This window comes from Gordonia sp. G4 (assembly GCF_057770005.1).
Map to the genome: position 1 here is coordinate 1,799,994 of NZ_CM173442.1, position 17,838 is coordinate 1,817,831.

20 protein-coding genes are annotated in these 17,838 nt (G+C 67.9%); 11 read left to right on the forward strand and 9 right to left on the reverse strand.

The window, feature by feature from the left end; genetic code table 11:
• Positions 1-17 precede the first annotated feature (17 nt).
• From AC3B5T_RS07955 to AC3B5T_RS07965, 3 genes are all read right to left on the reverse strand, one after another.
• Positions 18-1,148, reverse strand: a complete 1,131-nt coding sequence (locus AC3B5T_RS07955; protein ID WP_231632763.1) for a hypothetical protein — start codon at positions 1,146-1,148, stop codon at positions 18-20.
• Complete coding sequence (locus tag AC3B5T_RS07960; RefSeq protein WP_055476466.1) at positions 1,148-1,804, reverse strand: MspA family porin; 657 nt, start codon at positions 1,802-1,804, stop codon at positions 1,148-1,150. The genes AC3B5T_RS07955 and AC3B5T_RS07960 overlap by 1 nt, the downstream gene beginning before the upstream one ends.
• A 276-nt stretch (positions 1,805-2,080) precedes the next feature.
• On the reverse strand, positions 2,081-2,425 hold the full coding sequence (locus AC3B5T_RS07965) for a hypothetical protein (protein WP_156354312.1): 345 nt from the start codon (positions 2,423-2,425) through the stop codon (positions 2,081-2,083).
• Between the two features lie 202 nt (positions 2,426-2,627).
• Between AC3B5T_RS07965 and AC3B5T_RS07970 the strand changes: the two genes are divergently transcribed.
• The 3 genes from AC3B5T_RS07970 (at position 2,628) to AC3B5T_RS07980 (ending at position 4,663) form a co-directional block, all read left to right on the forward strand.
• Complete coding sequence (locus AC3B5T_RS07970) at positions 2,628-3,095, forward strand: hypothetical protein (protein ID WP_231632764.1); 468 nt, start codon at positions 2,628-2,630, stop codon at positions 3,093-3,095.
• Positions 3,096-3,642: 547 nt separating this feature from the next.
• Positions 3,643-3,987, forward strand: a complete 345-nt coding sequence (locus tag AC3B5T_RS07975) for a hypothetical protein (RefSeq protein ID WP_055476468.1) — start codon at positions 3,643-3,645, stop codon at positions 3,985-3,987.
• A gap of 205 nt (positions 3,988-4,192) precedes the next feature.
• Positions 4,193-4,663, forward strand: coding sequence for a hypothetical protein (locus AC3B5T_RS07980; RefSeq protein ID WP_055476469.1), 471 nt, complete (start codon positions 4,193-4,195; stop codon positions 4,661-4,663).
• 34 nt (positions 4,664-4,697) lie between these two features.
• On the opposite strand, the gene AC3B5T_RS07985 is transcribed toward AC3B5T_RS07980, so the two are convergent.
• The 4 genes from AC3B5T_RS07985 to AC3B5T_RS08000 form a co-directional block, all read right to left on the reverse strand.
• Positions 4,698-5,198, reverse strand: coding sequence for a hemerythrin domain-containing protein (locus AC3B5T_RS07985; protein WP_010844412.1), 501 nt, complete (start codon positions 5,196-5,198; stop codon positions 4,698-4,700).
• Between the two features lie 113 nt (positions 5,199-5,311).
• Entirely contained in the window at positions 5,312-5,662 is a 351-nt protein-coding gene (locus AC3B5T_RS07990; RefSeq protein ID WP_010844413.1) for a metallopeptidase family protein, read from the reverse strand.
• A gap of 4 nt (positions 5,663-5,666) precedes the next feature.
• Positions 5,667-6,824: a septum formation family protein gene (locus AC3B5T_RS07995; RefSeq protein WP_010844414.1), complete on the reverse strand. Its 1,158-nt coding sequence runs from the start codon at positions 6,822-6,824 to the stop codon at positions 5,667-5,669.
• A 109-nt stretch (positions 6,825-6,933) separates the two neighbouring features.
• Positions 6,934-7,680 carry a PaaX family transcriptional regulator C-terminal domain-containing protein gene (locus AC3B5T_RS08000; protein ID WP_083888923.1) on the reverse strand — a complete coding sequence of 249 codons (747 nt, stop codon included), beginning with the start codon at positions 7,678-7,680 and terminating at the stop codon, positions 6,934-6,936.
• 122 nt (positions 7,681-7,802) lie between these two features.
• Between AC3B5T_RS08000 and AC3B5T_RS08005 the strand changes: the two genes are divergently transcribed.
• Both AC3B5T_RS08005 and AC3B5T_RS08010 read left to right on the forward strand, forming a co-directional pair.
• Positions 7,803-9,452, forward strand: coding sequence for an acyl-CoA dehydrogenase family protein (locus AC3B5T_RS08005; RefSeq protein WP_055476494.1), 1,650 nt, complete (start codon positions 7,803-7,805; stop codon positions 9,450-9,452).
• The gene (locus AC3B5T_RS08010; RefSeq protein WP_010844417.1) at positions 9,445-10,464 is read left to right on the forward strand and encodes a crotonase/enoyl-CoA hydratase family protein; all 1,020 of its coding nucleotides are present in this window, start codon (positions 9,445-9,447) and stop codon (positions 10,462-10,464) included. Before AC3B5T_RS08005 ends, AC3B5T_RS08010 begins: the two co-directional genes overlap by 8 nt.
• A gap of 155 nt (positions 10,465-10,619) precedes the next feature.
• On the opposite strand, the gene AC3B5T_RS08015 is transcribed toward AC3B5T_RS08010, so the two are convergent.
• Positions 10,620-11,591 carry a cation diffusion facilitator family transporter gene (locus AC3B5T_RS08015; protein WP_055476470.1) on the reverse strand — a complete coding sequence of 324 codons (972 nt, stop codon included), beginning with the start codon at positions 11,589-11,591 and terminating at the stop codon, positions 10,620-10,622.
• Positions 11,592-11,672: 81 nt separating this feature from the next.
• On the opposite strand from AC3B5T_RS08015, the gene AC3B5T_RS08020 reads away from it, so the two are divergent.
• From AC3B5T_RS08020 to AC3B5T_RS08030, 3 genes are all read left to right on the forward strand, one after another.
• Positions 11,673-12,086 (forward strand): ankyrin repeat domain-containing protein, encoded by a 414-nt coding sequence (locus AC3B5T_RS08020; protein WP_055476471.1) that lies wholly within the window; start codon positions 11,673-11,675, stop codon positions 12,084-12,086.
• 66 nt (positions 12,087-12,152) lie between these two features.
• Positions 12,153-13,412: a serine--tRNA ligase gene (gene serS / locus AC3B5T_RS08025; RefSeq protein ID WP_010844420.1), complete on the forward strand. Its 1,260-nt coding sequence runs from the start codon at positions 12,153-12,155 to the stop codon at positions 13,410-13,412.
• 14 nt (positions 13,413-13,426) lie between these two features.
• Positions 13,427-14,362: a hypothetical protein gene (locus AC3B5T_RS08030; protein WP_010844421.1), complete on the forward strand. Its 936-nt coding sequence runs from the start codon at positions 13,427-13,429 to the stop codon at positions 14,360-14,362.
• A gap of 82 nt (positions 14,363-14,444) precedes the next feature.
• On the opposite strand, the gene AC3B5T_RS08035 is transcribed toward AC3B5T_RS08030, so the two are convergent.
• A complete protein-coding gene (locus AC3B5T_RS08035; RefSeq protein ID WP_055476472.1) occupies positions 14,445-15,020 on the reverse strand; it encodes a TetR/AcrR family transcriptional regulator in 576 nt (191 codons plus the stop codon).
• Positions 15,021-15,093: 73 nt separating this feature from the next.
• Between AC3B5T_RS08035 and AC3B5T_RS08040 the strand changes: the two genes are divergently transcribed.
• The 3 genes from AC3B5T_RS08040 to AC3B5T_RS08050 all read left to right on the forward strand — a co-directional run bounded on the left by AC3B5T_RS08040 (position 15,094) and on the right by AC3B5T_RS08050 (position 17,825).
• Positions 15,094-15,510 carry a VOC family protein gene (locus tag AC3B5T_RS08040; protein ID WP_055476473.1) on the forward strand — a complete coding sequence of 139 codons (417 nt, stop codon included), beginning with the start codon at positions 15,094-15,096 and terminating at the stop codon, positions 15,508-15,510.
• A 97-nt stretch (positions 15,511-15,607) separates the two neighbouring features.
• Complete coding sequence (locus AC3B5T_RS08045) at positions 15,608-16,495, forward strand: hypothetical protein (RefSeq protein ID WP_010844424.1); 888 nt, start codon at positions 15,608-15,610, stop codon at positions 16,493-16,495.
• 76 nt (positions 16,496-16,571) lie between these two features.
• Positions 16,572-17,825, forward strand: coding sequence for a lipase family protein (locus AC3B5T_RS08050; RefSeq protein WP_055476474.1), 1,254 nt, complete (start codon positions 16,572-16,574; stop codon positions 17,823-17,825).
• Positions 17,826-17,838 lie beyond the last annotated feature (13 nt).

Below are 17,838 nucleotides of genomic sequence, written 5' to 3' on the forward strand. Positions count from 1 at the left end.
TGGTCGAGTGAGTGCCATCAGTTGCAGCCCTTCTCGTAGTACTGGCGGTAGTTGAGTTCTGGTGCGGTCGAGGGGTTTAGGTTTTCGCCGTAGAAGGCGCCCATCTTGCGAATGGCCTTCTGATACTCGGCGTCACTGCGTTGGCTGCCAAGGTACTCATCGTAGATGGCGTTGAATCCGGCTTCGTTTCCGCCGGCGATGCCGATGTCAGGGCCGCCGTTGGCGATGATCTCGCGCTGGATCTTGATGTTGTTGAAGGTCGCCGCACCCTCGTTGTCGAGCTGAGAGTTGATGCAGGACTCTGTGGAAGAGTGGTCGATCGTGAGCGGGTACACCGCATGCCCGAACTCGTGCGCAATCAGTTGCGCCTCCGCTGTCGGCGAGCCTTTCTGGATGACGACCAACCTGTCTCGGTAACTGGTGTAGGAACCCTCCCCATCGCGGTACTCAACCCTCCAGTCGTCTTTGATCTGCTTCCACTGGGCCTGCAGCGTGGGCGATTTCGACACGATGTCGTAGGTGGCTTGATCGCCAGGGATCTCGGCGGGGCGCGCCTGTCCGTCAATGCTGCGTGTTGGGGCAGCAGGTTCACCAGCTCGATCGACCTCGACGCGACCGGGAATCTCTGGCAGTGGTTGTGGCCGTTCAGCGGCCGCGGGGGTGGGTGGGTCGACCCGCGGTGTGCCCGGCGGCGGCTGTTGGCCCGGGATCGGGACGATGGGGGTTTGGCCGGCGGTGGGGATGTCGGTGGGTGCGTGAGCGCCGATGTTCGGTCCGCCGGTGTCTGGGGTGTTGGTCTCGGTCGGGATGGTTGGTGCGGTCACCGACGGTGGTGGGGTGGTTGACGAGGTCGGCGGGCCGGGATCAACACACACGTACGGCACCGGTGGTGGTGGGGCTTGGTTGGCGGGTTTGCCGTTGGACGCCGCCCAGGTTTGGGCCCAGGCGCTGTTGTAGGCGGCGGTCTCGCGTGCGCACCGCTCGGCGGGGGTTTCCGCGTTCGCGGCCGGGGTGCTGATCAACACCAGCGTCGTGATCGTGGCCAGAGCGACTGCCAGCAGTACGGCCAGGACCGGCAGCCACCCCCGCCACGCTGACGGCACGTGCGTGTCTGCCTGGTCGCCCAGGTTCACCGGGTTCGGGTGCATTACAGCCACATCCGCGCCGAGTAGAGGTTGAGGGTGTCATCGGCGGTCGGTGTGGACACTGATAGCCGTACGATCACCCGGACGGTGACCGGGCCGGCGCACCCGTCCACGCGGACGTGGACGCGTTTGGCGCGGATCGAGGCCCGATTGGTCTGCAACGTCTTCTTACCGAGCGATATCTCGTTGATGGTTCCGGGTTTGAGCTTGGAGGAGATCGACGGCGACACCGACGCTGATCCGCCGATCGACGCGCCTGGTTGCCCGGAGATGGTGACGTTGGCGTTCGGGCCGAAGGATGATCCGAACCCGAACGTCGCGCCGTCGGAGATGTCGATCTGGCATCCGATGACCAGGAATTGTTCGAGCACACCCGAACTCACTGGTTGTGAGGGGGTACGGCCCGCGGCTGGGGTGATCAGCGCTCCGACGCGCGCGGAGACCCATCCTTCGCGGGAGGCGAAGCTGTTGGCGATGTTCGACATCGGGTTGACCACCAACTCCGAGGCGCGCAGCTCGATCTTCCACCCGTCGTCGGTGACGAGCCGGTCATAGGTCGACGCCAGCGGGGCGGGAGCTGCGGCTGCTGGGCCCGGTCCGCATACGAGAGCTGACAGCGCGGCGCTGGTAGCTAGCGCTACCACCACGGCGTGGCGCATCGGGTTTCTTCGAGGGCTGCCGAACATGGCTACTCTCCTGCCGGTCGATGGGGGCTGCACAGTGGGTGAAGGACGGGGCTAGCTATTCCAGAGCCAGGTCCCCAGTAGCTCGATGAACCACAGGTTCATAGGTTTTTCCTCAGATGTGGGAGTGGGGTGCAGACAGGCCACGGTCACCGCAGGGCGAGGCTTGATCGCACGACGTCAGTTGGCCGTGCGCCGCGGCCCACGATGGATGAACAATTCCGGTTGGCGCTGCTGGTCGTGCTGCTGCGCTCAGCGGTGGGTGCTGATCCTGATCAGTGTCCCGCCGGGAAGGTTTCGGTAGTCCACGTGCATGGTTCGGTTCAGGGAAGCGGCTGCGCCGGAATAGAATTGCACTCCCTGCCCAAGCGTGCGGCCGCTCTGGCTACGTCCGTACTGCGGCAGCAGCGCATCCACCGCGCCACCGACACGAGCGTCGTGGACCGTGCGGGCTTCCCCGGGATTTAGATGAACAACTCCGCCGCCCGGTACCGGGGTGTAACTCACCGCCGAGGCGATCGGGGCAGCAGCGATAGTCGCAGCTGCGGTCATCAACACACCGGCACCGATAGTGACCAACCGACGCTTCACGCCCATGTCTCTGCACTCCCCGAGGTGATGGCCGGACAGAGTCTCCCGGACGACACGATGCACGAAAGTTAACATATGATCCGCTAGCAGCAACTAGCGAACTTCGTGTGGGATGCCACACACAGCGATGAGGCGGGGTCGTCGGGGTTCAGGCGCTGCCTGCGAATCGACCGGGGTCGCCTGATCCGGGGAAAGAGGGGGTGTGCTGGTGACAGAGTCGCCGAACGGCAACCCAACCGTCGCCGACGCGGTCATGAGCAAGTGCTTGCCGTGGGTGGAGCTGGTCAACGCGCTGTTCGAGCACGCACCCGGCCCGGCGCCCGGCGTGCGGCCGACCGGGCGGGAAGTGTGTCGGCGCGCCAACCAGACCAGCCCAGGGCGGTTGAAAGAACCGATGCTCAGCTCATTGCGGACAGGCCGGGCGACCGAACCGGGCTTCACCATCATCGCGGCAATCGCCGACAGATTCGGTGTGGACATCGCGTTCTTCACCCGAGAGTTCCACCACCAACATCGCGATCAGTCGATGGCGCAGCGAGTACGGGCGGCCAACGCCGCATGGCCCCACCTGTATCGGCTGGCCGCCGACATCCACCGACTTCCCGAGCATCACCGTCACAGCATCCTGACCCTCATCAACATCCTCGCCACCCGAGACGCAGGAGAAGGCCGATAGCCAGATAAGTAATCGGCACCTGAAAACAACTGCGGCAGATACGATTCCGAGAGAAATCGACATCGTTGTTCGTCACGTGACGTAACCGGTACCGCTCGGCTGGCTGTCGTAGGCGCGCCGCGCGCACCGGAACATCCGCCCGCCGGACCGCGGACGAGGATGGCGCCCGAGTCGTCCTCCCCGGCGGTCGGGCGCCATCCTCACCCACCCATATCGCATCTGGCACGCGCACTATTACGAATCGCTAAGCATCGCGTGCCGTCGCCACTCTTCTCAATCCAGCGTGGCCCCGCGAGACACGGCCGTTAAGAGCCCTGGCCGCGCTCGCCGACCAGCTCGATGCAGACCTCGGAGCGGCTGACGCCGCACAGAACAACCTCTCTGACCACGATGCATTGACAATAGTTCTGTCACAAGTCTTTTCAGCGTGACACGCCGGGGGCCCGACCCCTCAACCCACGCTGCGCTCTACGGGGTTGACCGCCCACCCTCACCGTGTCCCCAAGGGTGGACGCGACACCGGGTCACGCAATCGGAAGGAGTCACCATGACCACTCGCACCAACGCCCGCACCCAGTTCCTCACCGACATCTACGTCTGCGCCCTCGAAGGTGGCATCGGCTACTGGTCGAGGTGCATCGAATACCGGTGGAGCACCACCCAGCGCGCCGTCATCGAAGACCTCGAAGACGTAGTACACGAGATCACCCTCGACACGATCGCCCGCGGGATCAACGCCGTCGCCGACGGCTCGGTAGCGGTCTCCGACTCCGACTACCTGCGGAACCTCATCCGAGCGGCCAGCCGCAGCAACGACGCCGGCGACGTCGACGCCATCACCGCCGACGTCATCGCCCAAGCCGGCATCTACGGCGAGGTGATCTACGGATAACCCCCGAGAGGGCCGGGCACCCACGTTCGGGACGCCCGGCCCTCGACCGCTTGGGTATCGCTCAAACGCATGGACACAGCCTCCGCTCGGTGACGTGGGCAAAAGCTGCACGTAGCAGTGCGATTGATGCCCGATGCGGGAGCCCAACCGGGCCGTGACGCCGATGTCCGAGGCGCCAGCGACACCTACAGTAGCGTTGCGACACATGACAATGAAGACGATCACCACTCGGGCTCTGGTCACCGTCGCCGCACTGTCGGCGCTGCTACTCGCAGTCCCAGCGACAGCATCAGCAGCGCCAGCACCACGACTCGGCATCCTCGGAGACGACATCTGGGTCATGGGCAACAACGCCTTCTGCCAGGGAGCCATCCACGTCGGAATCGACACCAACCCCGCCAAGCGGGGCCAGGCCACCATCCACCTGACCTCACGCGGATTCACCGGCACCCAACCCGCCTGGGGCCGCAACCCCTCCTGCAAGGTCAACGTCGCGATCGGCTACTGGTCCGGCATCCAGTACCGCGAACGAGTGGTGCCGATGGACCTCGGACCACGACCAGAGGCGCCGGTCCGCGTGAAGCTCCGCGGAGTCGGACAAGGCATCAACCTCATGTCCTTCACCACCCACCCGAACCTCAACAAGGGCGTGTCCTACTACGTTCAAATCCCATAGGCCAGAGCCAGGCTCGCACCTCAGGGGGCAGGGGCTATTTGATGATGGCGTCGACCGTCTTCTTCAGGGCGGAGGGTTGCGACGGCCGGCGGGGGGCCTTCTCCCGGCGACGCATCATCTCCTCACCGATCTCCCGGAGCTCCTTGCGGCTCAGGGCTTCTCGGACCTTCGGGAACCACTCGTCCTCTTCCTCTTCGATGTGGTGCTCGACGTTCTCGATGAGGACGGTGGTCTTGGCGTCGAATCGCTCGGCGTCCGGCGAGAGTGCCGCGAGTTCGACGACGAGGACGTCCGCGACATGGTGCTCCTCGTACGATTCCAGGATGTCGTCCTCCAGATCGGGGACCCGCTTGCGGATCTCCGGGTACATCACCTCGTTCTCGATGTAGGTGTGCACGGTGAGGGCCTCGATGATCTTGTCGACGATCTTGCCCTTGGTCTTGACGGCGTTGTCGCCCTGCGACTTGAAGTCGCGGAACAGTTTGCGGATCTCTTTGTGGTCGTCCCGGAGGATGACGATGGCGTCTGAGGACATGGGCTGACTCCTGCGATAGAGGGCTGCTCGATCTGCTACCCCTCGTACCGCGTTCCGCCGCAGGTCAAACATCGAGAACGATCCGGGGCGGACCCGGCCGGGTCCGCTTACCTCTATCCCCAGCCGTTGGCGTGCAGCCACTCGTCGTCGATGCCGAAGTGGTGGGCGATCTCGTGGACGACGGTGACCGCGACCTCGTGGACGACCTCCTCCCGCGAGTGGCACATCGCGAGGATGGGGTCGCGGTAGATGGTGATCGTGTCCGGCAGGAAGCCGCCGTAGTCGCTGGTCCGCATCGTGAGCGCGACACCGTGGTAGAGCCCGAGGATGCCCGGCTCCTCGGGATTGAACGGCTCGACGAGGATGACCACGTTGTTCATCGCGTCGGTCAGATCGGTCGGGATGGTGTCCAGCGCGTCGGAGACCAGTCCGTCGAACTCGTCGTCGGACATCATGACGGACATCGCGTCAGCCCGCCGGGGCCGGTGCTTCGTCGGGGTTGGGCGCGATCCCCGGAGGCAGCGGTACCGGTGTCGGCAGGGCACGTCCCGGGGGTGCTTCGGGCGGCGCGACCGGCGCGCGGCCGTTGATCAGCAAGGCCCCGCCCTTGGCGTCGCCCACCAGCGTCGCGAACCCGCCGCGCTTGTCCGGGAGGCCCAGGTAGCAGACGACTTTGCGGCTCCCGGCGAGCCAGCTCGGCTCGCTGAGCACCGACCACTGGACGTTGAGCGTGGTCGCGTCGAGCGGCTTTCGCCCGCCCACGAACCGCTCGGCCTGGACCGGGCAGATCGAACCGAGGTAGCTGTTCTGCGCACCCGTCGGCGGCCACGGCTTGTTCGACATCCGGTCACCGAAGCGGACCGACAGATCGACGATCCCGGTGGTCTGGAAGGCATGCGGCTCAGCGCAGCTCACCGCGAACCCGGTCGGGGCACGGGTTTCGGTGTTGATCCCGACGCAGGTTCCCTCGGGCCAGACGTACGACTGGTTCTGGTCGGCGACCCGACCGGAGAACTGGACCGGCGCACCGTCGGCGCCGTTCTCCTGGACCCCGCAGCGCAGCTGACGCGCGCCCTTGTCCCACTGCGCCTGCGAGGGGTACATCATGCCCACCGCGAAGCGGCCCTGCGGGTCGAGACGTCCGTCGAGATACTGGTCCACCATCACCGGACACTGTTCGTCGCGGATCGTGGCGAAGCGCTCGGCGCCCGGCCAGAGTGCGTCCTCGCCGAACTCGGCACCCGGGATCAGTGCGGTGTCGATGGCGCCCGCGACCTCGAAGCGGTGCTTCTGCTCGCACGGCACGTCGACCGGCTGCCCCGGGTTTCCGGCCGGCCAGTCGAGGCAGTCGCCCGCGACCGACTTCGTGAAGGCGTTCTCGGTGAGCCGTTCGCCTTCGCCGATGTTACTGCCGCCGACGCTGCCGCTGTCGTCGAAGACGCCCATGGTGAAGGCGATCCCGCCCGCCACGATCGCGCCGACGACGATCGCGCCGAGGATCACGAAGACCGGATTGCGGGCGATGTTGCCTGGTCGGCGGGCTCCGCCGGCCGGTCGGCCGGATGCCGACGCGTGCGGTGCGTCGGCGTCGGCGGGGCGGCTGCGGTCGGGGTCGGGCGCGTTCATCGGGTTCCATCATGCCTAACGGACCCGACCGGGCACACCCTCGTGCGTGGATGCCCGACCCGGCCGATGCCCCTCGATCGAGGTCGACGGTCGGTGGGGCGCCGGTTGTTCACGCGTCGTCGGGCGTGAGGTGCCGTGCGGCGAGTCCGGTGAGCTCGTTCCGAAAGCGCTCGTAGCCGTCGCGGAGACGGTCTCCCGGCCACGGCTCGGGGAGCAGTTCGACGGGCAGGAGCGGGTCGCGCAGGATGTGGCGCACGCACGCGGCGGCGACCTCGAACCGCTCCGCGACGGTGGGTGCGGTTGCCAGGGCGTCGAGCAAGTCGACCGCGGATTCCGCCCAGGTCGACGGCGCGAACAGTCGCGCTGCCAGGTCTGCCGATGCCTCTTCGGGAACGGCTCGGAAGAGGTTCAGCCGACGGCGCAGGTCCGATGACGGGAACTCGATGTCGAGGTTGGCGGGACGCGCCCAGACTCCCTCCCGGATCTCGCCGAGCCGCGCCTTCTGCAGCGCGTCACGGAGGAGGGCGCGGTCGGTCGAACTCTCGGAACCGACGGTCACGACGGCGAGATCCCACATGCCGTCCCAGTCGCGGCGCGCCGGATGCAGCGCGCGGTCCTGTCGTCGCTGCCGTTCGACGAGTCGTGGCGAGAGCCGGCACCGGCCGTTCGTGCGTTCCAGATCTCCTGCGGCGACCAGCCGTGTGAGGGCCACCCGGACCGTCGATTCGCGGAGCCCGAGATCAGTCGTCATCGCCAGGATTCCGTTGATCGAGGCGTCGGGCGAGTCGAGGCCGAGAAGGGCGCTGAGGATGACCGAACGCGCCGTGAGCTTGGGAATGTTCACGCGTTCGGGCACGCCGTCGATGCTAGTCCGCGAGGTCCGGGACAGCGGCACGCAGGGATATTACAGATCTCTGGCGGTCGTGTGAAAAGTGTAATAGCGTGGGTCGCGACTCCGATCAGGAAGGCGGGCCCGCCATCTCCACCCATGCCGTCACCAATCAGGTCCCCGAGCTCGTCGACTTCGACGCCGCGGACAATCCGGCCATCTCCGAGGCGGTCCACCGCGCGGGCGCCGACCACATGCTCGAGGAACTGCACCGGATCGGCCGCCTGGCCGGCGGCGCCGAGGCGCTCGGGTGGGGCGATCTCGCCGAATCCCATCCGCCGGAGCTGCGGACCCATGACCGGTACGGCAATCGGGTGGACGAGGTCGTCTACGACCCCGCGTACCACCACCTCATGCAGACGGGCATCGGCCTGGGCCTGGGCGGAACCGCATGGTCGGACCCGAGCCCGACGGCCCATTTCGAGCGCGCCGTGAAGTCGAGCGTGTGGGGGCAGGTGGATGCCGGGCACGGTTGTCCGATGTCGATGACCTACGGGGTCGTCCCGGCATTGCGGGCCAACCCCGAACTCGCGGCTCTGTACGAGCCGCTGCTCGTCTCCACGACCTACGACCCGGGGCTGCGCACCCCGCTGTCGAAAGCGGGATTGACGGCGGGGATGTCGATGACCGAGAAGCAGGGCGGCTCCGATGTCCGGGCGAACACGACGACCGCCGTCGCGCAACCGGACGGGACGTACCGCATCACCGGTCACAAGTGGTTTACTTCGGCGCCCATGTGCGACGTGTTCCTGGTGCTCGCCCGAGCGCCGGGCGGGTTGTCGTGTTTCTTCGTCCCGCGGGTCCTTCCCGACGGGACGCGCAACACCTTTCTGCTCCAGCGGTTGAAAGCCAAGCTGGGCAACCACTCCAACGCGAGCAGCGAAGTGGAGTACGACGGCACGGTCGGGTGGCTCGTCGGCGAGGAGGGCCGCGGGGTGGCGACGATCATCGAGATGGTGAACATGACCCGCCTGGACTGCACTCTCGGCTCGGCGACCGGTATGCGGGTCGGCGTCGCGCAGGCCGCGCATCACGCCACCCATCGCAGGGCATTCGGCGCCGCGCTCGTCGATCAGCCGTTGATGCGCAACGTTCTCGCCGATCTGGCGGTCGAGTCGGAGGGCGCGACGATGACGGCGCTCTGGCTCGCCGAGCTGACCGACAAGGCCGGCGCCGGGGACGAACGGGCCGACGCCCTCCGACGGATCTCCCTCGCGGTCAGCAAGTACTACGTCTGCAAACGCGCCCCGATCCATGCAGCCGAATCGCTGGAGTGCCTCGGCGGCAACGGGTATGTGGAGGAGTCGCGGATGCCCCGGCTCTATCGGGAGGCGCCCCTCATGTCCATCTGGGAGGGCTCGGGCAACGTCGCCGCCCTGGACGTACTGCGCGCGATGGCCAAGCAACCGGCCACGGTGACCGCGTTCCTCGACGAGATCGATTGCGCGACAGGGGCGGACCGGAGACTCGACGCCGCAGCGGCCGAACTCCGGCGAGAGTTCGGTGACCTCGATGCGATGCAGTACCGGGCTCGCCGGGTCGTCGGCCGGATGGCCCAGCTCTTGCAGGCGTCCTTGCTGGTGCGGTACGGGCACCCGGCGGTCGCCGACGCGTTCGTCGCGAGCCGACTCGGCAACGACCGGGGCGACGTGTTCGGCACGTTGCCGTCGGGGGTCGACACGGCGTCGATCATCGAGCGGGTGGTCCCGAAGACGGTGCAGGGCAACACTCATGGCTGAGTCGAACGGGTCGCGGCCGGCCGGGTGGCGCGACGGCCTCCGCGACGGCGAGGATTCGTTGTTCGCCGGCCGGGCGGCGAGCGGACCGGACATCGAATACCGCACTCTCACCTACGATGTCACCGGCCGGATCGCCCGCATCACCTTCAACCGGCCCGATCAGGGCAACGCGATCACAATCGACACCCCCGTCGAACTGTCGCACGCGGTGGAACGCGCCGATCTCGACCCGGGTGTCCACGTGATCGTCGTGTCTGGACGGGGCAAGGGTTTCTGCGGCGGATACGACCTGTCGATCTTCGCGGAGAACGGGGGCGACCCGTCGCACTCTGTCGATCCCCGGACCGGCACCGTCCTCGATCCCGTTGTGCAGGCGCGCAATCACGACCCGAATCGCACCTGGGATCCCATGATCGACTACGCGATGATGAGCAGGTTCAACCGCGGGTTCGCCAGCCTGCTGCACGCGAACAAGCCGACGGTCGCCAAGCTGCACGGATTCGCGGTCGCGGGCGGCACGGACATCGCCCTCTACGCCGACCAGATCATCTGCGCCGACGACACGAAGATCGGGTACCCACCGACCCGGGTGTGGGGCATCCCCGCCGCCGGGATGTGGGCGCACCGGCTCGGCGATCAGCGCGCCAAACGGTTGCTGTTCACCGGCGACTGCCTGTCGGGCCGGCAGGCGCACGAGTGGGGGCTGGCCGTCGAGGCGCCGCCGGCGGACGAGCTCGACGCCCGCACCGAGGAACTCCTCGAGCGGATCGCGCGAATGCCGGTCAACCAGCTGGTGATGGCCAAACTCGCACTCAACAGTGCGCTCCTGGCGCAGGGAGTGGCCAACTCGGGGATGATCAGCACGGTGTTCGACGGGATCTCCCGTCACACCCGGGAGGGATACGCCTTCCAGCAGCGCGCCGCGACCGCCGGTTTCCGCGAGGCCGTCCGCGAGCGCGACGAGATCAACGGCGACTGGAAGCGGGACCAGTTCCGTTCGCCGCCGGAGTGATCCCGCGCCCTGAGCTTGGAGGGTGCGGACCCCCTGCTCCCTCCAGATGCGAGCGCAAGCCCCCCTGCTCCCTCTCCAGATGCGAGCGAAGCAGCCACCCCCTGCTCCCTGGGTGCGAGGAGCGCAAGCGACGAGCCTCGAAGGGTCCGGCGAGATCAGGGCGCGTCGGGCACGAGGTCGACATCCCCCGGCGCGGAAAGGGTCAGCACCGCTTCGGCTATCCGCGGGTCGCGCTCCAGCTCGTTCTCCAGTTGCCGTAGGGCGACGGCGACCGAGGACTCCACGTCATCGCCCGCGAAATCGACTGCGGCGACCAGGAACAGCTGAACGGGTCCGGTGTACTCGACATGCAGGTAGGTCACGCGATCGATGTTGCTGTGCGCGAGCAGGTCCCGGAGAACCCGTTGCTGGACCGCGTCGTCGACCGCCTGCCCGAGCAGGAACCGTCGGTTCTGGTTGATCAGGACGATCGCGACGACGCCGAGGAGCAGGCCCACCAGGATGGACCCGATCGCGTCGTACGTGGCCGACCCGGTGACCTGGTGCAGGAGCACGCCGACGAAGGCGATCGCCAGGCCGATGAGCGCCGCCGCGTCCTCGGCGAAGACGGCGCGCAGGGTCGGGTCGGATGTGGCGAACACCTGACGGAGCAGGCTGATCCGGCGCTTAACCGCGCCGCGCTTCGCCTGCTGGTAGGACCGGACGAAGGAGATGCCCTCGAGCACCGCGGCGATCGCCAGAACCGCGTAGGCGATGCCATAGTCCGTGGCCGGTTCCGGCGACAGCAGTTCGGAGATACCGTGCTGGACCGACACCGCCGCGCCGACGGCGAACAGTCCGAACGCGGCGAACATCGACCAGATGTAGGCCTCGCGTCCGTATCCCTGCGGATGGCGGGAGTCCCGAGGCCGATGGGCGCGACGTTCCGCGATCAGCAGCAGGATCTCGTTCCCGGTGTCGGCCCATGAGTGCGCCGCCTCGGCGACGAGCGACGCCGACCCGGTGATCATCGCCGCGCCGGTCTTGGCAACGGCGATCAGCAGGTTCGAGACGAACGCGATGACGACCGTCAGGAAACTCTCGCTGGGGCCTGCGGATTCGTGCTGTGTTTCGGGACGGGGAGACACCGCGCCCAGTCTCCCACACGAGGGGTCCCCGGCGGTCCCATCCGGGCGGAGGCGTGCGGGAGCGGGCCTACACTCCGTGGGGTGGCAGACCATCCCGACGATCGACCCGCCGACGGCGCCCCGAGTCCTGAGGTCATGGAGCTCGCAACGCGGCTCTTCGACTTGGCCCGCGACGGGGACACCGAGACGCTGAGCGGTTATCTGGACGCCGGCGTCCCGGCGGATCTGCGGAACCAATCCGGTGACTCGCTGCTCATGCTCGCGGCCTATCACGGGCACGCGTCGACGGTGTCGGCTCTCCTCGACCGCGGGGCCGACTCCGACCTCCCGAACGACAAGGGTCAGACGCCGCTCGCCGGCGCGGTGTTCAAGGGTTTCGACGACGTGGTGCGCGTCCTCGTCGCCGCCGGGGCCGACCCGCACGGCGGAACCCCGACCGCCGACACCGCGGCGTCGATGTTCGGCCGTGAGGATCTGCGCCGTCTGTGGACCTGAGTCCGCCGGCCGGACCGAGGCGGCGTGATCGGGTTCGCACCGCGCTCTCAAGTAGGGTTTGAAGTCGTGATCGACCTGAAGACTGTTCGCGACAACCCCGACCTCGTCCGCACCTCACAGCGCTCCCGCGGTGAGGACCCGGGCCTGGTGGACGCGCTGCTCGCCGCCGATGCGGAGCGGCGGGCGGCCATCGTCGAAGCGGATGCGTTGCGGTCCGAACAGAAATCCCTCGGCAAGCAGGTCGGCAAGGCGCAGGGCGAGGAGAAGCAGGCGCTGCTCGCCAAGGGCAAGGAACTCGCCGAGCAGGTCAAAGCGGCGGTGTCGCGCCAGTCCGAGGCCGATGCGGCGGCGACGAAGGCCCACCGGGCGATCTCCAACATCGTCGCCGAGGGCGCACCGGCGGGCGGCGAGGACGACTATGTGGTCCTCGAGCACGTCGGCGAGCCGCGCGACATCGAGAACCCGAAGGATCACCTCGAGATCGGGGAGTCGCTCGGACTCCTCGACATGGAGCGCGGTGCCAAGGTGTCGGGGTCGCGGTTCTACTTCCTCACCGGCCAGGGGGCGCACCTGCAGCTCGCGCTGCTGAACATGGCCGCGCAGAAGGCCACCGCGAACGGGTTCACCCTGATGATCCCGCCGGTGCTGGTCCGGCCGGAGGTCATGGAGGGGACGGGGTTCCTCGGCGCTCACGCCGACGAGGTCTACCACCTGGACAAGGACGACGACCTCTACCTGGTGGGTACGTCGGAGGTGCCGCTCGCGGGGTATCACATGGACGAGATCCTCGACCTGTCCGACGGTCCGAAGCGCTACGCCGGATGGTCCACCTGCTTCCGCCGGGAGGCGGGCAGCTACGGCAAGGACACCCGCGGCATCATCCGGGTCCACCAGTTCGACAAGGTCGAGGGCTTCGTCTACTGCCGGCCCGAGGACGCCGCGGCCGAGCACCAGCGTCTGCTGGGCTGGGAGAAGGACATGCTCGCCGCCATCGACGTGCCCTATCGGGTGATCGACGTCGCCGGCGGTGACCTCGGCTCGTCGGCCTCGCGGAAGTACGACTGCGAGGCCTGGATTCCGACGCAGGGCACCTATCGCGAGCTGACCTCGACGTCGAACTGCACGACGTTCCAGGCGCGACGCCTCTCCATCCGCTACCGCGACGAGAACGGCAAACCGCAGACCGCCGCCACACTCAACGGCACGTTGGCGACGACCCGCTGGCTGGTCGCCATCCTCGAGAACCACCAGCAGCCCGACGGTTCGGTCCGGCTTCCCGCCGAACTCGCGAAGTTCGTCGGTACCGACGTGCTCGCACCGCGCTGAGCTGAGCTCGTGTCGTGACCGCCGGCATCGTCATCGCGGTGATCGGCTCGCTGGCGTTCGCCGCCGCAGCCGTTCTGCAGGCGCTGGGCGCCGAGCAGGTCGCGCAGCGGGCGGCGATCCGTGAGGAGCGCCGGCGATCCGCGGCCGCGCATCCGTCGTTGCGCTCGACGGCGGCCACGATGCTCACGGTGCCGTTCCTGATCGGATTCGTCTTCGACATCATCGGTTTCGTCGCGACGATCGCCTCGGCGCGGCTGATCCCGTTGTTCCTGTCGCAGACGATCATCTCGGCCAGGCTCCTGGCCACCGCGCTGCTCGCGATGGTGTTCCTCAAAGTCGGACTGACGCTGCGGGATTGGATCTCCGGGTCGGTGATCGTGGTGTCGCTGGTGCTGCTCGCGGTCTCGGCGGGTCGCGAAGGTGTGGAGCACACCGCGTGGATGCACTGGGCGGTGCTCGTCGCCGGGCCGGCACTGATCGCGTTGGGCGTGATCATGATGCGCCGGCTGCGCACGCACATCGCGGCGGTGACCGGTCTCATCGCCGGGGCCGTCTTCGGCGTGATGGCGGTCGCTTCGCGCATCCTCGACGGACTCGACCCACTCGATCTGTCGGTGCTGTTCACCGATCCCGCGCTGTATGCCCTGCTGCTCAGCGGAATCGGCGGCTTCTACCTGTTCACGGTGGCGCTGCAGACCGGTTCGGTCAACGCGGCGGCCGCTGCACTCGTCGTCGGTCAGACGGTCCTGCCCGGCGCGGTGGGCATCGCGTTCCTCGGCGACGTCACCCGTGCCGGATGGGGTCCGGTCGCGATCGTGGCATTCGTCGCAGCCGTTCTCGGCGGGGTGGTCCTGGCGTCGTCGGGTGCGGTCACCGCGGTCGAGACCGCCGATGCCGCGAATGCGCCCGGCGGATACGGACATCCGCCTCGCGAGCTCGATCATCGATGAGGGGCCGACAGGGTCCGCGGGATCCGGTTGCGTCATGTCCCGGATCCCGGGACAGATCGCAACGTGATCTCCGGCCCGCGCGTCACATGACGGCGCCGAGAATCCGATCCAACGCGCGATGCGTGCGGTCGCGGGCGGTGTCGTCGTCGGGGTGCCGGGCCAGCCAGAGTGCGGCCTCGTTCATCGCGCCCGACAACAGCATCGTGAGGACGTCGATCAACTCGTCGTCGACTCCGATGGCGCCGAGCGCTTCACGTAGATGGGCTGCCGAGCCGGCCTCGTCGAGTCGGCGCCACTCCTCCCAACCGACGACGGCCGGGCCGTCGATCAGCAGGATTCGCACGGCGGTCCCGCTGGTGATGGCATCGACGAAGGCGTGCGAGCCGGCGCTCAGCTGGTGAGCCGGGTCGGGGCCGGCGGCTTCGGCCGCCGCGACAACGGCGTCGGCGACCTGTTGGTGGCAGGCCGCCGCCACCGCCGCGAACAGCGCTGCCTTGTTGCGGAAGTGGTGATAGACCGCGCCGCGGGTGACGCCCGCGGCCTCGGCGACGTCGTCGAGGGACACGTCGGCGAATCCACGCTCGGCGAACTGGTCGGTGGCGGCGGCGAGGACGGTGCGGGCCGTCTCGGCTGCTGCCTCGGCAGAGGCTCTCGGCACGAAGCATTCCTTTACGTACGTAGCGTATGTATAGTCGTCTATACATACTCATCGTACGTAAAGGGGATCCATCATGACCGTCACCAGCGTGTACCCGGTCCTCATGTCCGCGGACGTAGGGTCGGCGTCGGCCTTCTACCAGCAGGTTCTCGGCTTCGACGTCACTTTCTCGGCCGACTGGTACGTCAGCATGCGCACCGGCGTGTTCGAGTTGGCGCTCGTGGACGCGAACCATCCGACGATCCCCGACGGCTATCGCCGGCCCGCTGCCGGACTGCTGGTCAACATCGAGGTCGACGATGTCGACGGTCTGTACCGACGGTTGACGGACGAACACGGGTTGCGCCCGGTGCTCGATCTGCGCGACGAGGACTTCGGTCAGCGGCACTTCATCGTCGAAGGTCCCGACGGGGTGCTCCTCGACTGCATCCAGCCGATTCCCGCGGTTGGCGAGTTAGCCGATGCATACGTCACCGTGGCGTCGGACTGACCTCACCCCGCTCGCCGCATCCGGCTGCCCCGACGCGCGCACGCGGCGACATCGGCATCGGCCCGCATGACCGCCCGGTGGTGGCTACTGTTCGACCATGCTGATCGGGATCCTCGCGGCGGTGTTCGCGGCGCTGGCGTACGGCACCGCTTCGGTGTTGCAGGCGCGCGGCGCGCAGAGTGTCGAGGACGCCGGCGGGCCGGGCGAGGCGCCGTCGCTGCGGTCGACGATCACCGCGATGCTGACGGTGTCGTTCCTCGCGGGGATGGCGCTCGACGGGATCGGATTCCTGGGCAACATGGTCGCCGCCCGCATGATCCCGCTGTTCCTGGCGCAACCGATCGTCAGCGCGAACCTCGTGGTGACCGTCGTGCTCGCCACCCTGTTCCTGAACGCGCGGTTGTCGGTTCGCGACTGGACGGCGATCGCGGTCGTGGTGGTCTCGCTGGTCCTGCTCGGCTTTTCGGCCGGCGACGAGGGGCACGAGCACGAGTGGTGGCTGCACTGGGCGGTACTCGTCGTGGGAGCGGCGATCCTGGGTCTCGGCGCCGCGATCCTGCCGCGGATGCACCGTCGTGTGGCGGTACTCGCGGGCCTCTCCGGCGGCGTGCTGTTCGGTATCCTCGCCGTCGCCGTGCGCATCCTCGACGGCCTCGATCCCTTCGATCTCGGCGAATTGCTCACCGATCCGGCGCTGTACGCGATCGTCCTGTGTGGACCGGGTGGCTTCTACATGTTCACCGTCGCGCTGCAGAAGGGGGCGGTCAGCGCGGCGTCGGCCGCCCTGGTCGTCGGCGAGACGGTCGTGCCCGGTGTCATCGGCATCGTGGTGCTCGGTGACACCACGCGCGCCGGCTGGGGCGTCGTCGCGGTGATCGCCTTCGTCGCCGCGGTGGTCGGTGCGGTGGTGGTCGCGATGTCGCCGGTGGTCGAGGCGGTCGAGCGAGCCGGAGAGAGTCCGGTGCCGGACGCCACCACCGGGTGACGCGGCGAGCCCGGCCTGCCGCGGAGTCGGAACGAAAGGCGTTGTAGACGGCGCATATCGGGCATGATTACCACCCATGCGGCTTCTCTCCCGCAGCCTCGGAGCGCTGACCGCGATCCTCGGGCTGACGACGACCCTGTCCGTCCTCGCACCCACGGTGTCGGCCGCGCCCGTCCCCGCACCTGTGGGAGCGCCGGCGCAGTTGCCGTCCCAGGACCCGTTCTACGACCCGCCTGAGGGCTACGAATCGCGTTCACCGGGTGCTGCCCTGCGCACGCGTCAGGTTGAATTGGGTTGGCGCGGAACCAGTGTCCCGATCACGGCGACCCAGATCCTGTACCGGACGACGAGCCAGTTCGGCCGACCGACGGCGACGGTCACCACGGTCATCTCGCCCCCGGGCGCCGGTGCGGGAACCCCGCGGCGCGTCGTCTCCTACCACTCGTTCTACGACGCACTCGGCTCGCAGTGCGACCCGTCCTACACGCTGCGTGGTGGGAACGCGAAGCAGGCACCGATCGACATCACCCTCATCTCCGGACTGCTCGCCGCCGGTTACACCGTCGCCGCTCCCGACTACGAGGGCCGCGGGCTGCGCTGGACGATGGCGCGTGAGTCGGGGTACGCGGCACTGGATGGCGTCCGCACTGCGCTGGCCCACCTGCGTGCACGGGCCCGGACACCCGTCGGACTGTTCGGCTACTCCGGCGGTTCGGTCCCCACCGGCTTCGGCGCGGAGCTGGCTCCGCGGTACGCGCCGGACCTGAACATCGTCGGCGCCGCGGCGGGTGGCGTGGTGGTGAACCCGGCCAACAACCTGGGGTATGACAACGGCAGCGAGGACTGGGCCGGGGTGATCCCGGCACTGATGGCGGTGTACGGCGAGACGTACGGCATCGACCTGCAGCCCTACCTGTCCCCGAAAGGCAAGCGGGTACTCGGACAGGTGGCGGGGGAGTGCATCGAGGCATTCGCCGACAAGTACCCGGGTCTGACCGATCATCAGCTCCTCGTACCGACGGTCGGCGGCCTGCTGGACGTTCCCGGTGTGCGACAGGCCGTCGCGCAGAACGTGATGGGCACGCTCGGCACCCCGCGCAGTCCGATGATGCTCGGGGTCGGCAATGTCGACGGCACCGGCGACGGTGTGATGATCGCTGCCGACGTCGCCCGGCTCGCCGGCACGTTCTGCAGCCGAGGGGTGCCGACGACGTTCACCGAGTACCGCGGATCGAATCACACCCGCGCCTTCATCCCGTGGAGCGCCGAAGCGCTCGGTTTCCTCGACCGTCGATTCTCCGGCCAGCCTGCCGGCGGGTGCGGCCGGTGACGGCATCTCTCGC

Coding starts and splice junctions, on each gene's coding strand:
- AC3B5T_RS07955 (WP_231632763.1), bottom strand. CDS start 1,148: ATGCACCCGAACCCGGTGAACCTGGGCGACCAGGCAGACACGCACGTG.
- AC3B5T_RS07960 (WP_055476466.1), bottom strand. CDS start 1,804: ATGCGCCACGCCGTGGTGGTAGCGCTAGCTACCAGCGCCGCGCTGTCA.
- AC3B5T_RS07965 (WP_156354312.1), bottom strand. CDS start 2,425: ATGGGCGTGAAGCGTCGGTTGGTCACTATCGGTGCCGGTGTGTTGATG.
- AC3B5T_RS07975 (WP_055476468.1), top strand. CDS start 3,643: ATGACCACTCGCACCAACGCCCGCACCCAGTTCCTCACCGACATCTAC.
- AC3B5T_RS07980 (WP_055476469.1), top strand. CDS start 4,193: ATGACAATGAAGACGATCACCACTCGGGCTCTGGTCACCGTCGCCGCA.
- AC3B5T_RS07985 (WP_010844412.1), bottom strand. CDS start 5,198: ATGTCCTCAGACGCCATCGTCATCCTCCGGGACGACCACAAAGAGATC.
- AC3B5T_RS07990 (WP_010844413.1), bottom strand. CDS start 5,662: ATGTCCGTCATGATGTCCGACGACGAGTTCGACGGACTGGTCTCCGAC.
- AC3B5T_RS07995 (WP_010844414.1), bottom strand. CDS start 6,824: ATGAACGCGCCCGACCCCGACCGCAGCCGCCCCGCCGACGCCGACGCA.
- AC3B5T_RS08010 (WP_010844417.1), top strand. CDS start 9,445: ATGGCTGAGTCGAACGGGTCGCGGCCGGCCGGGTGGCGCGACGGCCTC.
- AC3B5T_RS08040 (WP_055476473.1), top strand. CDS start 15,094: ATGACCGTCACCAGCGTGTACCCGGTCCTCATGTCCGCGGACGTAGGG.
- AC3B5T_RS08045 (WP_010844424.1), top strand. CDS start 15,608: ATGCTGATCGGGATCCTCGCGGCGGTGTTCGCGGCGCTGGCGTACGGC.
- AC3B5T_RS08050 (WP_055476474.1), top strand. CDS start 16,572: ATGCGGCTTCTCTCCCGCAGCCTCGGAGCGCTGACCGCGATCCTCGGG.